Source organism: Cellulophaga sp. Hel_I_12, assembly GCF_000799565.1.
Lineage (GTDB): Bacteria > Bacteroidota > Bacteroidia > Flavobacteriales > Flavobacteriaceae > Cellulophaga.
In genome coordinates, this window is record NZ_JUHB01000001.1 from 831,018 (window position 1) to 845,524 (window position 14,507).

At 34.7% G+C, this 14,507-nt stretch carries 13 protein-coding genes; 6 read left to right on the top strand and 7 right to left on the bottom strand.

Translation table 11 applies throughout. The features are described 5' to 3' along the window. Positions 1 to 54 precede the first annotated feature (54 nt). Complete coding sequence (locus tag GQ45_RS03885) at positions 55 to 1,176, top strand: hypothetical protein (protein WP_047415282.1); 1,122 nt, start codon at positions 55 to 57, stop codon at positions 1,174 to 1,176. Between the two features lie 96 nt (positions 1,177 to 1,272). Here the strand turns inward: GQ45_RS03885 and GQ45_RS03890 are convergent, their stop codons facing one another. The 5 genes from GQ45_RS03890 to GQ45_RS03910 all read right to left on the bottom strand — a co-directional run bounded on the left by GQ45_RS03890 (position 1,273) and on the right by GQ45_RS03910 (position 6,971). Further along, a complete protein-coding gene (locus tag GQ45_RS03890) occupies positions 1,273 to 1,485 on the bottom strand; it encodes a DUF2007 domain-containing protein (protein WP_047415283.1) in 213 nt (70 codons plus the stop codon). Between the two features lie 52 nt (positions 1,486 to 1,537). Further along, entirely contained in the window at positions 1,538 to 2,302 is a 765-nt protein-coding gene (locus GQ45_RS03895; protein WP_047415285.1) for a CPBP family intramembrane glutamic endopeptidase, read from the bottom strand. A gap of 104 nt (positions 2,303 to 2,406) precedes the next feature. Next, entirely contained in the window at positions 2,407 to 3,666 is a 1,260-nt protein-coding gene (locus GQ45_RS03900; protein WP_047415287.1) for an aminotransferase class I/II-fold pyridoxal phosphate-dependent enzyme, read from the bottom strand. 119 nt (positions 3,667 to 3,785) lie between these two features. After that, a complete protein-coding gene (locus tag GQ45_RS03905) occupies positions 3,786 to 4,826 on the bottom strand; it encodes a PLP-dependent cysteine synthase family protein (protein WP_047420004.1) in 1,041 nt (346 codons plus the stop codon). Between the two features lie 87 nt (positions 4,827 to 4,913). Further along, positions 4,914 to 6,971 carry an oligopeptidase B gene (locus GQ45_RS03910; RefSeq protein ID WP_047415289.1) on the bottom strand — a complete coding sequence of 686 codons (2,058 nt, stop codon included), beginning with the start codon at positions 6,969 to 6,971 and terminating at the stop codon, positions 4,914 to 4,916. A gap of 148 nt (positions 6,972 to 7,119) precedes the next feature. Between GQ45_RS03910 and GQ45_RS03915 the strand changes: the two genes are divergently transcribed. From GQ45_RS03915 to GQ45_RS03925, 3 genes are all read left to right on the top strand, one after another. Then, positions 7,120 to 7,446: a YbaB/EbfC family nucleoid-associated protein gene (locus GQ45_RS03915; RefSeq protein ID WP_047415291.1), complete on the top strand. Its 327-nt coding sequence runs from the start codon at positions 7,120 to 7,122 to the stop codon at positions 7,444 to 7,446. A 26-nt stretch (positions 7,447 to 7,472) separates the two neighbouring features. Continuing rightward, entirely contained in the window at positions 7,473 to 7,928 is a 456-nt protein-coding gene (locus GQ45_RS03920; protein ID WP_047415292.1) for a thioredoxin family protein, read from the top strand. A gap of 112 nt (positions 7,929 to 8,040) precedes the next feature. Continuing rightward, positions 8,041 to 8,337: a YegP family protein gene (locus GQ45_RS03925; protein WP_047415294.1), complete on the top strand. Its 297-nt coding sequence runs from the start codon at positions 8,041 to 8,043 to the stop codon at positions 8,335 to 8,337. Here GQ45_RS03925 and GQ45_RS03930 read toward each other — a convergent pair. Then, complete coding sequence (locus tag GQ45_RS03930) at positions 8,332 to 9,354, bottom strand: low specificity L-threonine aldolase (RefSeq protein ID WP_047415295.1); 1,023 nt, start codon at positions 9,352 to 9,354, stop codon at positions 8,332 to 8,334. The two genes, GQ45_RS03925 and GQ45_RS03930, sit on opposite strands and share 6 nt — an antisense overlap. 118 nt (positions 9,355 to 9,472) lie before the next feature. Beyond that, the gene (locus tag GQ45_RS03935) at positions 9,473 to 11,872 is read right to left on the bottom strand and encodes a zinc-dependent metalloprotease (RefSeq protein ID WP_047415297.1); all 2,400 of its coding nucleotides are present in this window, start codon (positions 11,870 to 11,872) and stop codon (positions 9,473 to 9,475) included. Positions 11,873 to 12,074: 202 nt separating this feature from the next. On the opposite strand from GQ45_RS03935, the gene GQ45_RS03940 reads away from it, so the two are divergent. After that, positions 12,075 to 13,541, top strand: coding sequence for a circularly permuted type 2 ATP-grasp protein (locus GQ45_RS03940; protein ID WP_047415299.1), 1,467 nt, complete (start codon positions 12,075 to 12,077; stop codon positions 13,539 to 13,541). A gap of 3 nt (positions 13,542 to 13,544) precedes the next feature. After that, positions 13,545 to 14,489, top strand: coding sequence for an alpha-E domain-containing protein (locus GQ45_RS03945; protein WP_047415300.1), 945 nt, complete (start codon positions 13,545 to 13,547; stop codon positions 14,487 to 14,489). Positions 14,490 to 14,507: the final 18 nt, after the last annotated feature.

A 14,507-nucleotide genomic window follows, 5' to 3' on the forward strand; every position in this document is an offset into this window, starting at 1 on the left:
CAAATCGAAGTACTGAACTTTAAATAGTATTTTTGATAGCACAAAACTGCAGCAATGATTTTTATACAAGAGGTAACCAACAAAACCGACCTAAAAAAATTCGTAAAATTTCCATTTTCTTTATACAAAGACTCTCCATATTGGGTTCCTCCCATCATTGCTGACGAAATGGAGACCTTTGATAAAGATAAAAATCCTGCATTTAAAGATGCTGAGGTTACTTTATTTTTAGCCTATAAAGATAACGTACTCGTTGGTCGCGTTGCCGCCATTGCCAATTGGATTGAAATTAAGCAACAAAAAGTATCCAAAATGCGATTTGGTTGGTTCGATTTTATTGATGATTTTGAAGTCACAAAAGCCTTATTAGACAAAGTAGTAGCCATAGGAAAAAAGCACCAGTTAGCCTATATGGAAGGGCCTGTTGGTTTTTCAAACCTTGATAAAGTTGGGGTGCTCACTTATGGTTTTGACCAGATTGGCACCATGATTACCTGGTACAACCACCCCTATTATGTAAATCATTATGAAAAACTAAACTTCATAAAAGAGAAAGGCTATATAGAAAGTAAATTTCCATTTGCCAATGCAGATCCAAAATTTTATGCTAAGGCCAATGAATTAATTAAAAAAAGATACAAGCTCAAACCCTTAAATTTTACAAAAACCAAAGATGTGATGCCATGGGCAGATAAAATGTTTGATTTGTTTAATGAAAGCTACGCATCACTTTCTTCTTTTGTACCGATCAATGAAATTCAAAAAGAATATTTTAAAAAAAAATACATCAGTTTTATTAATCCTGAATACATAAAATTTGTTTTAGATGAACATGATCATTTGGTGGCGTTTAGCATTGTAATGCCTTCCTTCTCAAAAGCACTGCAAAAAGCCAATGGTAAATTATTCCCGACAGGCATTTTTCATTTGTTAAAAGCAAAAAAGAAAAGTAAAGAAGTTATTTTTTATTTGATTGGTGTACTCCCTGAATATCAAAATAAAGGCGTAACCGCTATCATTTTTAATGAATGCTATGAAACTTTCACCAAAAAAGGTATTTTAGATTGTGTGAGAACTCCAGAATTAGAAGACAATTTGGCCATACAACAACTTTGGAAAAACTTTGATCCCGTTGTTTATAAACGCAGAAGTACGTACAGAAAAGAGCTGGAGTAAACTACTACCTAAAAAAAAGTTGTAGGATTAGAACATCAAGACCGCTGCATTTCCACTCTGCTCAATGAGCTCGTTATACGAATCTAGACTTCAATTTTATTCCGCTAAAAATTGCAAAAGTGCAGTGGCTTTTTCAACATCAGCTTCATGTACTTTTAATTGAATAGGATTAAACCCTCCAGCTGTAACCCCCCATGACCTTATGGTACCCATTAGTTCATTTTCAACGAATACTTCAATATCATGGTCTAATAATATGTTTTTTGCGTTCATTACTTGATAATGTTCGCCTCTGAAAATGGTTGTCATGGTTTTTATTTTAATGCTAATAAATGTAAAATAAAAAAATATAACTAACTAATTAATCCTCTTCTGTGGTTGAAATTCTCAAGTTTTTAAAACCCCATAATATCAAGCCAAAACTCAAAATATAAAGACTAAAGTAAAGGATAAAGCTTTGGTCCGAAAAGTTGATGTATTCTATTTTAGTAATCTGTGTTAGAAAATTCCAGACCATGTGTATTGCAATATTCAGCCATAAAGATTTTGTTATATAATAAACATACCCAAAGAAAATACCAATGAAAAAATAAGCGATCAAGCCATTCAAATTTAGGTGCATTATGGCAAATAAAAACGAGGATAATACAAGACTAATAATTAAGTTATACCTTTCTAGTAGTGCAGTAAAAATAATATAGCGGTACATGATTTCCTCTAAAATTGGCCCAGCAATAATCATTAAAAATAAAATCCAAATATCCTTAGAATCAAAATCTAAATTAAAAGAGATGATTTTCAATTTAGAATCGAATAAAGATTTTATAAAATCATAATCTATAGTGTTTTGCGCTAAAAATATAGCAAAAAATAATGATGCTACAACAGCTAAAGTTTTATATGAAATGGTTTCAAATTTAAAAGTCCATTTTAATTTAAGCCATTTAAAACAAAATAAAATTCCTAAAAAAAATAAAAGATGAAAGCTATAAACTAAGATTATTGTTTGTGTTTCATAAGTTATATTTTTAAGTAAGTATGTGCCATAAAGAACTAATCCATGAAGTATTTGTATTAGGAGTAATAGTAGCAGAAATGAATAAAATAGTTTGTGTTTTTTAACCAAAGGATTTTTTTTGATTTAGTGTTTTTAGTTTTCTAAATTTATACAAAAAATCCCAAACACTAAACCATAGCATTTGGGATTTTCAAATTTATCAATAAGCTCATCTATTCGCCCATAGCGGCTGCTACGGCTGCAGATAATCTTTTATAAGTTCCGTTCTCTAAACGCTCGCGAATAGCTGAAAAGGCTTCTAAAGTAACTCTAACATCCTCTAAAGTGTGTGTAGCCGTCGGAATCATACGCAATAGTATTAAGCCCTTTGGAATTACTGGATACACTACAATAGAACAGAAAATCCCGTGATTTTCACGCAAATCTTTTACCAAGGCCATCGCTTCTGGGATACTACCGTTTAAATACACAGGAGTAACACAACTCGTCGTAGTACCAATATCAAAACCACGTTCCTTAAGTCCGTTTTGCAAAGCATTTACGTTCTCCCACAACTTATTTTTAAGCTCTGGCATGGTGCGCAGCATGTCTAAACGCTTTAATGCTCCTTTTACATAAATCATCGGCAATGATTTAGCGAACATTTGTGAACGTAAATTATATTTTAAATAATCGATTATTTCTTGATCTGCCGCTAAGAAAGCTCCTATACCGGCCATAGATTTTGCAAAAGTGGCAAAATAAACGTCTATACCATCTTGAATGCCTTGCTCCTCACCTGCACCTGCACCTGTTTTTCCTAAAGTACCAAAACCGTGAGCATCATCCACTAAAAATCTAAAGTTGTACTTTTCTTTAAGCGCAACAATTTCTTTTAGTTTTCCTTGCTCTCCACGCATCCCAAAAACACCTTCAGAGATCACTAAAATACCTCCTCCAGTTTGTTCTGCCATTTTGGTAGCACGTTCTAGGTTCTTTTCTAAACTTTCAATATCGTTATGCTTAAACGTAAAACGTTTACCCATATGCAAACGAACACCATCGATAATACACGCATGTGCATCTACATCATAAACAATAATATCGTCTTTTGATACTAAAGCATCAATGCACGACATAATTCCTTGGTATCCGAAGTTGAGTAAGTAAGCAGCTTGTTTGTTAACGAAAGCCGCCAATTCTTGTTCTAACTGTTCATGAAAATCAGTATGACCACTCATCATACGAGCACCCATAGGATATGCTGCTCCATATTCGGCCGCTGCATCTCCATCCACTTTTTTAATCTCAGGTAAATTCGCAAGTCCTAAATAATCATTTATACTCCACGTAAGTACTTCCTTCCCTTGAAATTTCATTCTATTGGAAATCGGACCTTCCAGTTTTGGAAACACAAAATAGCCTTCGGCCTGTGACGCCCATTTTCCTAATGGTCCTTTATTCTCGATTATTCTTTCAAACAAATCCCTCATGTATACGATAATTTAGGGCAAAAGTAAAGATTTTTACGATGTATTCATAAAAATATGAACACAAAAAAAGCAGGAGACCAAATAGTTTCCTGCTTTTGTTTCATTTTTATATTTAAAACTTATTTTACAAACTGAATTTCTTGTGTTTGCTCCACTGTTTTGTCCTCTAAGAAACCTTGATTTTTCATCCAATCATCGCTATAAATTTTACTCATATACCGAGACCCATGATCTGAGAAAATAAGCACAATATTACTATTTTCATCAAATTCACCTTGAGCATCTAATTGTTTTACAGCCTGAAGGGCAGCTCCACTGGTATAACCTACAAACATACCTTCAGTTCTTGAAATCTCACGTGCAGAATGTGCACTTTCTTCGTCAGTTACTTTTATAAATTTATCAATGACATCAAAATTAGTAGCGGTAGGTATTAAATTTTTACCTAATCCTTCAATACGATACGGATAAATCTCTTTTTTATCAATCTCCCTTGTCTCGTGGTATTTTTTAAGCACCGAACCGTAAGCATCAACACCAATGATTTTAATGGCAGGATTTTGCTCTTTTAAATATTTAGCAGTTCCTGAAATAGTTCCTCCTGTGCCACTTGCTGCCACTAAATGGGTGATGTGACCATTGGTTTGTTTCCAAATTTCAGGACCCGTAGTTCTGTAATGCGCTTCGGTATTTAAGGAATTAAAATATTGATTGATGTATATGCTATCAGGAGTTTCTTCATGTATACGTTTCGCCACTTCGTAATACGATCTTGGATCTTCTGGTGCTACATGAGCAGGGCAAACAAATACGTTTGCACCCATAGAACGCAACATATCAATTTTATCTGGAGAAGATTTTGAACTTACTGCCAAAATACATTTGTACCCTTTTATAATACTTACCATTGCGATGCTAAATCCTGTATTACCTGATGTAGTTTCAATGATAGTACTTCCTGGTTTTAGCAATCCCTTGCGTTCTGCCTCTTCGATTATAAAATGTGCGATTCTGTCTTTTGCGGAATGCCCTGGGTTAAACCCTTCTACTTTAGCGTAAAAGTTACCGGTGAAATTTTGAGCTACTTTATTTAATTTTACTAATGGTGTGTTTCCAATTAGTTCTAAGATGTTGTTGTGAGCGTTGATCTTATTTTCCATAGTTGGTGATAAGTTGTAATATATTGGTTTTGCTATTTTTTCAATAAAACCCAATATTTAAAGTGCAAATTTATATTTTTTTTTCGATTAATCGATTTTCTTTTCCAAATCTAGTATAAAAGCGTATTCTTTAGCCACCTCTTTTAAAGATTCAAATCGCCCAGATGCACCACCATGACCGGCATCCATGTTAATATCTAAAAGCAATACATTCGCATCTGTTTTTTTATCTCTAAGCTTTGCTACCCACTTGGCAGGTTCCCAATATTGTACCTGAGAGTCATGTAAACCTGTAATCACTAACATATGGGGATACGCTTGCTCCACAACATTATCATAAGGGGAATACGATTTCATATACTCATAATAGGCTGCCTGGTTTGGATTGCCCCATTCATCGTATTCTCCTGTGGTAAGTGGAATCGTATCATCAAGCATCGTAGTTACGACATCAACAAAAGGAACAGCCGCTATCACGCCATGATACAGTTCTGGTTGCATATTGACAATGGCGCCCATCAATAAACCTCCAGCCGAACCTCCCGAAGCATATAGGTGTTTGGGACTCGTATATTTATTTTCAATTAAATAGGTAGAGCAATCCATAAAGTCGGTAAAGGTGTTTTTCTTACGTAATAACTTCCCATCTTCATACCAATTTCTGCCTAAGTATTCACTACCTCGAATATGAGCAATGACGTAGATAAAACCTCTATCTAACAAACTTAAACGCACCGTTGAAAAAGAAGGATCTAAGGTATAGCCATACGAACCATACCCATATTGTAGTAAGGGGCTAGAACCATCTAGCTTGGTGTCTTTGTGATACACTACAGACATTGGAATTTTGACACCATCTCTAGCTGTAGCCCATATGCGTTCTGATTTGTAATTGTTTTTATCGAATTTACCGCCCAAAACTTCTTGCTCTTTTTTAATATCCTTTTTTTGAGTTCTCATATTAAAATCAATCACTGAACTAGGGGTTGTTAAGGAGTTATAGCCATACCGTAAAATTTCTGTATCAAAATCAGGATTGGTACTCGTGTAGGCGGTATAGGTTTCATCATGAAAAGGTAAAAAATAACTTTCTCCGGTATCCCACCGCACTATTTTTATCTTGTTTAATCCGTTTTCACGTTCTGAAAGCACATAATAATCTTTAAATATTTCTATGTCTTCTAATAAAACATCTTCTCTATGAGGAATGAATTCTTGCCAAAGGTCAGACGTAGTTTTGTCTTCAGCAACCTTCATTAGTTTAAAATTGGTCGCATTATCTTTGTTAGTCAGTACATAAAAATTACTCTTATAATGAGCTAAAGAATACTCTAAGCCACGTTCACGAGGTGAAAACACCGAAAAATTAGCCTCTGGTGTATTAGCTTTAATAAATTGGTATTCAGACGTTAAGGTACTTGATGAACCTATAACAATGTACTTTTTTGACTTCGTCTTGTAGACAAAGGTGTTAAATGTTTCATCTTCTTCATGAAAAACAACCACATCATCAGCAACAGGAGTTCCTAAAACATGCTTGTACACCTTATCTGAACGCAGCGTAATTGGATCTTTCTTCGTATAAAAAAAAGTTTTGTTATCATTGGCCCAAACTGCTCCTCCAGTAGTTTTTTCTATAACATCTGGGTATAGTTCTCCGGTACTTAAATTTTTGACTTTTAAGGTATATTCCCTTCTTGATACAGTATCCACACCAAAAGCAGCTAAAGTATTATCGGTACTCACCGCAATACCGCCAAGACTAAAATAATCAAAACCTGCTGCCATTTCGTTGCAATTGAACAACTCTTCAGCAGCTGTACCAGGCAAATCTTTTGTTCTAGAATAAATAGGATACTCCTTCCCTACTTCGTATCGAGTGCTGTACCAGTAGCCATTTAGATGGTAAGGCACAGAAGAATCATCCTCCTTTATTCTCGATTTCATTTCTTCAAAAAGGGTCTTTTGAAAAGCCTGAGTGTGCGAAGTCATTTTTTCATAAAACGCCTTTTCCTCATTTAAATAAGAAATAACACTGGTATTTTCTCTGTCATTTAACCAATAATAATTGTCAATCCGAGTATCCTTGTGGATTTCTAGTTTTTTTGGTATCTTTTTTGCAATTGGCATGGAAATCTTATTCATTTTTCTTGTATCACTTTTTAAAAGAAGTTGCAAAACTAATGCTTAATGAAAAAAGAATTACTTTTTTGAAGCTCGATATCATAAAAAACATTTTTATGAACCCAATTTAGTACTTTTGAAACGTAAACAAATTTTAAATTACTAAGTTATGTTTGGAGATATGATGGGTATGATGGGAAAATTAAAAGAAGCCCAAGAAAAAGTAAAAGCGACTAAAGAGCGTTTAAACACTGTTTTGATTGACGAAAAATCGAATGACGATAAAGTGAAGGTTACCCTTACCGCTAATCGTGTATTAAAAAACATTAGTATCGACGACAGCCTGTTAGAGGATAAAGAACAACTTGAAGATTACCTTATTTTGGTTTTAAATAAAGCTATTGAAAAAGCGAGCAAAGTACATGAAGTTGAACTTGCTGCAGCAGCAAAAGAAGGCATGCCCAATATTCCAGGAATGGACTCGTTATTTAAATAGCCATTTCGCTAGTTAAAACTAAATTCATGAAAAAAATAGTTCTTTTACTTCTATTTCCCTTATTATTAGGCGCTCAGGAAGACCTAAAAGAAAACCTTGATAATAAATGGATAACAAGCTACGACCTAGCGCTGACAAGGGCTGCACAGGAAAAAAAGAACGTTATTGTCTATTTTACAGGAAGTGATTGGTGTATGCCATGTATTGCACTCAAGAGAGATTTTTTTGATACTCCTGCTTTTGATCCGTACGCAGAGGCTTACATTTTACTTTACATAGATATTCCCAGAAATAGCGATTTAATAACTCCAGATTTATTGAAACAAAATAAAGAATTAGCTTCAAAACTAAATAGAAAAGGGGCCGTTCCTCTACTAAAAATCATCAATGAAGATGGAAATGAAATAGATGCTATAACAGGCTACAGCATGAATGCCGACATAAAATACCATACTAAATTCTTGGATAAATATATGAAGTGAACCTAAAAAATGTAGTGTAGCATTGCCCAAGGCTTAAAAATAGCAAGTTTGGGCTTTAAAATTATTTTAGGCTGATGAATTATTTCACTACTTTACACTTAAAATTACCGCTATGTTAAAAATTGAAACGCATAACCAAGGGAATAGTTATTTTGAATTAAAAAACAAGAAAGGAGAGGTTTTATTTACCAGTATTCATTTTGAAAATGAAACTGATATGAAAAATACACTTTCAAACATTCATACTACGTCAAACAAAATAAAGCTATTTGAACGAAAAACGACCCATGAAGGCTTATTTCAATTTACATTAAAAAATAACCAAGGTCAAATCATTGGAAATTCAGAAAATTACAGTTCTGAAGCAGGCATGGAAAACGGCATCAAAAATCTAATGAATAATTTATAATTTTTTCAAAATCTTCATAAATTCTTCATGCATCGCATCTGAATAATCTAAATGCGTTACAATTCGCAATTTACCTTGCCCCATGCCTATAATATGCACGTTATTCGCTAATAATTTCTTTAAAAAAGCATCCGCACTCAGTACTTCTTCATGAATTTCAAAAATGATAATATTGGTTTCAATAGGCTCTACTTTTTTTATAAAATCTAAGCGCTGCAATAGGGCTCCAATTTCTTTCGCTTTTAAATGGTCTTGCGCTAAACGATCTAAATGATGATCTAAGGCATAATTGGCGGCCGCAGCTAAAAAACCAGCCTGACGCATACCTCCGCCCAGTACTTTTCGTACCCGCAAGGCCTTTTGCATTATTTCTTTATCACCTACCAAAACCGAACCCACCGGGCAACCCAAGCCTTTACTAAAACAAATACTAATGGTATCGAATAAATCTCCGTATTGTTGCGTGGTTTCGTTTTTAGCTATTAAGGCGTTCCATAATCGGGCACCATCTAAATGATAGCCAAGATGATGCTCATCACAAACCGTTTTAATTCGTTTTAACTCTTCGAAATCCCAGCAAGCACCACCTCCTTTATTGGTCGTGTTTTCTATAGACACTAAGCTCGTTAGGGGACTATGGTAAAAATCTGGTGGGTTTATGGCTGCTCTTACTTGCGCTGCCGTCATCATGCCTCGTTCGCCATCGACTAACTTGCAGGAAACACCACTATTAAAACTTACCCCACCACCTTCATAATTGTAAATATGCGCATACTTGTCACAAATTAACTGCTCTGCAGGTTGGGTATGTAACTTAATAGCCGTTTGATTTGCCATCGTACCACTCGGAAAAAAAAGTGCAGCATCTTTATTAAAAAGCTTGGCAACACGCTCTTCTAGGGCATTCATTGAGGGATCTTCCTTAAAAACATCGTCGCCAACTTCTGCCTTCATCATTGCCTCTAGCATGCCAGGGGTTGGTTTTGTAACTGTATCGCTGATCAAGTTTATCTTCATGGGGTAAATACTATATTTTTTTTAAAATTATTTAGAAAGTTGGTAGTTTCAAGATGGTAAAGGGCTGCAAAAAAATATGTAGAAATTGGTTCCTTTAGGTTCTATATACTATCCTCTATTAATGAAAACAACCCATACCTATTGGTGAACCATCAGGGATCGTTGCCACTTTACTAATTGTAAATTTTTCTGGATGCTCTTGAAATTGTTGAATGCGTTTCACGGCTTCATAAGAAAATAAGTCCTTTTTAGACTGCAAGTTTTTCATTAATTCATTCAACTTATAATTTGCAATCGCATTTACTTGTGAAAGTACTTTTTCTTGAGCTGCGAGATTCATTAGATGATGTAAGGCTCTATAATTTATCGCTTTTTGTACTTCATCTATATAGCTGTCTTTATTTTCTTGACGAAATATGGTATTCGATAAGACTTTATCAATAAGCTGTTCTAAACCTAAATTTTTGTCATCCAGACTTTTTTGAAGTACGAGTCGTGAGGCTCTTTCGGGATTGAACATAAATTCAAGCGTCATATCTGCACTCGTTTCAGCCGCAGAAATAGGATCAAACCCAACGCCCATTCTTCCCGTCATAGATTCTCTACTTCTCGCAAACCCAAAAGCTCTAGGTGGAAATAATGCTAATTTATCTTTTGGAATTGCAATAACATCAGCGTCAAGTGTCTTCAGCAAACTATTTAAAGCTTGAATTTGCGTTTTAGCATCTAAAACCTTTACCACCTCTTGTTGGTCTCCTTTAATGGCATAATTATACTCGAGCCCTGCTATTTGTTTAGCGACTGCCTCTGTCTGATACCGATGAAAATAAAATAAGGGCACAAATACATCCTCTAATACCGTATACGGTTCTCCTGTCTTAATATTATCGATCGAAAAATTAGCCATAGCTAATTTTCTTATGTTTAAAACCTCATCTAATTCTTCCGCTATATTGGTACCATTGTCCCAGAGATGGGCCAAGGCATGTGCACTGCCTGCTGGTCGGGCATCTTGATCCGTAATATAGCGCAGTCCCCTCTCCGACGCTTTTTCTAAAATAGCGTTTAGTTCTTTTTCCTCAGTTGCCTGATCTTTAAAATCAGTATAGGAATAAGCCACAGTCACCTTGTCCCAATCACCAATAGTTGCGGTATAGGCATTTGAAAAACTAATTTTACCGTTTTTAATTTCAAATTGAGGATGTGGATAATCCATCACCGAAGCTTTATTGTTGGTACTTGCTGCGTAATTATGTGCAAAGCCTAGGGTATGCCCTATTTCGTGGGCTGATAACTGTCGGATCCTTGCAATGGCCATAGCTAACATTGGCTCATAATTATCGTCTCGCTCTTTAAATGGGGTATCCATTAAAGCTTGAGCAATTAAAAAATCTTGTCGAATTCTCAAACTTCCTAGGCTCACATGACCTTTTATAATTTCACCAGTTCTTGGGTCGGTAATACTGCTCCCATAGCTCCATCCTCTTGTGGATCGGTGTACCCACTGAATTACGTTGTAGCGAACATCAAGCGGATCCGCGTCGTCGGGCAACATTTTTAATTGAAAAGCGTCTTTATAGCCTATTGCCTCAAAAGCCTGGTTCCACCAGCGGCCGCCTTCTAATAATGCAGAACGTACTGGTTCGGGAGTACCATTATCTAAGTAATAGATAATGGGCTCTACCGCCTCACTTATTTTTTCTGTAGGATTTTTTTTCTCTAAACGATGCCTCGTGATAAACTGCTTTAAGATAGGGTCCTGAACAGGCGTTGAATAATCATAATAGGAAAAAGGATAGGAGCCACTTCGAGGGTCAAAGACTCTTTTTTTATACCCATTATCCGGCAAGGCTATAAAAGAATGATGTTGCGCAACAGTAACTAATCCCGAATTTGGGCTTACTGAGCGTATTTCACGCCCTTTAGCCTCACCTTTAAAGGTAAGTATGACATCAAACTCCGTATTTTTAGGGAAGTTTTTTGTACGTTCTAAATCGAACGCACTTTTAGACTTATCTAAGCTATAATTCCCTTGCCCTCCACTTTGCAAACGCGAAGCTACTCCGTGGGTGTCCTGCATTAAAAAATCGGTAAGATCTATAATGTATTTTCCATTTTTTTCATCTTCAATAGGGAATCCAAAAAGAATAGATGTAGCAAAAGCCTGCTCTACCGATTTTTTTTCCAAGGCATTGTCGGTTAGTGCTCTGAATTTGAGATTGGGTTGCACTAAAAGTAATTTATTTCCTGCCTTTTTAAAATAAACCACTTGTTCATTCCCTAATTGCCCGCGATCTAAACCTATATCATTACTACCGATACCGCTACTTAAAGAATACACATAAAGAAATTGGGTATTCAAATCGCTTACTTCTAAATAAATTTTATCTGTTTTTACATCGTACAAATAATTAAGAAACCCATCAACCTTTTGAAAGGTTTTACTTTTTTCGATAAACTGACCTGAAGCTATAGCACTGAAAAGAATACTGACTATTAAAGAAATTGGTACGCGCATTTTTAACAAATTTTAGATTTTTAAATGTAATTAAAAAGATTGAAAAGTAAACTATGTAATCATTTTTAAGCTGAATACAGCAAATTAATAAAATTGGTTATTGTTTTTTATTTCAATCGTAAAACTAACTTTCAATTTTTATGAATTAAATACTAAGAAATCCAATGAAAATGAATAACTTATGTCACATAATAATTAGGATATGACAAATATCGAGAATAAAATATTTTCTTCTTACCAAAGAGACAAGGACTTATATGACGAAATTTTCGATAAAAAAGGAAAAATAAAAAAAGTGTATCAAAAACTTTTTAACCTTTATGGTGAACATTCTATTGATGACTATGTTAAATTAAATTCAAAAGCAAAATCATCTTTTTTTAATCAAGGAATTACATTTCAAGTTTATGGCGAAAAGATCACCAAAGAAAAAATATTTCCATTTGATCTTTTTCCTAGAATCATTGACTCTAAAGAATGGGATATTATCGAGCGTGGGTCTTTACAAAGAAGCAAAGCCTTAAACCTTTTTCTTTGGGATATTTATCATGACAAGAATATTATAAAAGATGGGATTGTTCCGATGGATTTAATTAGTTCTTCAGAAAATTACTTGCATCAAATGATTGGTGTTGACCCTCCAGGAGGCATCTATAATCATATTTCAGGAATAGATGTCATAAAGCATAAAGACGGTAAATATTACGTTTTAGAGGATAACATTCGCTGCCCGTCGGGTGTTAGCTATGTTATTTGCAATAGAACGGCTTTAAAAAGAGCCCTTTTTGGTGTGTTTAATCACTACCAAACCTATGCCGTTACCAACTATGCCGAAAATTTACTAGACCTTTTAGAAACGGTAAAACCACAAGGGGTAGATATTCCAACAACGGTAGTGTTAACCCCAGGCATGTACAATTCTGCATTTTATGAGCATTCCTATTTGGCAAAAACAATGGGTGTTGAATTGGTAGAAGGACGAGATCTTTTTGTGGAAAACGATTTTGTATATATGAAAACTATAAAAGGACCTGAAAAAGTGGATATAATTTATCGCAGAATCGACGATCAATTTTTAGATCCCTTAGAATTTAAACCCGACTCTTCCATTGGTTTACCTGGTTTATTTGCTGCCTATAAAAAGGGGAATGTCACCTTGGCAAATGCACCTGGTACTGGAGTTGCTGATGATAAAGCGGTATATACCTATATGCCAGAAATAATAAAGTATTATTTAAAAGAAGAGCCCATTTTAAATAATGTACATACTTACCATTGCTCTCGACCAGAAGAATTAAACTATGTTTTGGATCATATTCATGAACTTGTCATAAAACCAGTTGATGAAGCTGGTGGCTATGGCATCTCTATTGGAAATTGTTTAAGTGCTCTTGAGATAGCCGCTGTAAAAAAGCAAATTCTAGAAAATCCAAGAAAATATGTAGCCCAACCCATCATGTCGCTTTCTGTGCATCCTACCTATATCGATGAAACAGAAGAGTTTGAACAACGACATGTTGATTTGAGAACTTTTAGCATTTTAGGAGTTGATAAGGAATTTGTATTAAAAGGAGGGCTAACCAGAGTGGCGCTAAAAAAGGGAAATTTAATTGTAAACTCATCTCAAGGCGGCGGATCAAAAGACACCTGGGTTTTAAAAAACGACTAATATATGCTTGCAAGAGTAGCGAATAATTTATTTTGGATGGGACGTTATATTGAGCGCTCTGAACACATTGCCCGGTATTTAAACGTGAATTATTTTTCTTCATTAGATGCACCCAACCAATTATCACAATCAAGACAATTTGTTTTAAAATCCATGTTATTCATGGTTGGTGATCCTCAAAATGACGATATTGTTTTATCGGAAGAAGAAGTTTTGTTTAAAATCGCCTTAGATCAAAACACGCATTTTTCTATTATTAATAATATAAAATTAGCCCGAGAAAATGCCAATAGTGCCCGAGATCTTATATCCACAGAATTGTATGAAGCCATCAATAAATTTTATCACTTTATCCTGAATTATGATTCTGAAAAATTTGTAAAAAGTGGTCTACATGATTTTACCGTTCATGTAACAGAAATGACAGATATTTTGAGAGGTAAAATTCGAGGCACCTTGCTGCACGACTCGGTCTATGCGATTATCATGCTAGGTATCAATGTAGAACGCGCAACACAAATTATAAGAATTATCAATACCAAATACAACGATGCTTTAAAATCGCAAGGCAGCTATGGTGACAAATTTAGTAAAAGTTTTGAATGGACAACCTTGTTAAAATGTGCCGAATCGTATGATATGATGCGGAGGTTCTACAAAAAAGCTCCGAACAGTTTTAGCACTTTAGAGTTTTTAATTTTAAATCCTAATTGCCCTCGTTCTATTATGAATTGTCTCAATCAAATTTACAATAACATAAAAGTTTTAGATACCACAACTAACTATAATAAAAATTCTACAGCCTTTTTAGTGGGAAAGGTAAGGTCCGAATTTGAATATAAAAATATTGAAGAAATCGAAGGTGATATTCAATTCTTTATCGAGAAAATACTAGATAGCTTACTGCAAATAAGTATTAAAATGGAAAAGGAATTTTTTAATTATTAAACCCAATCTATTGGCTTA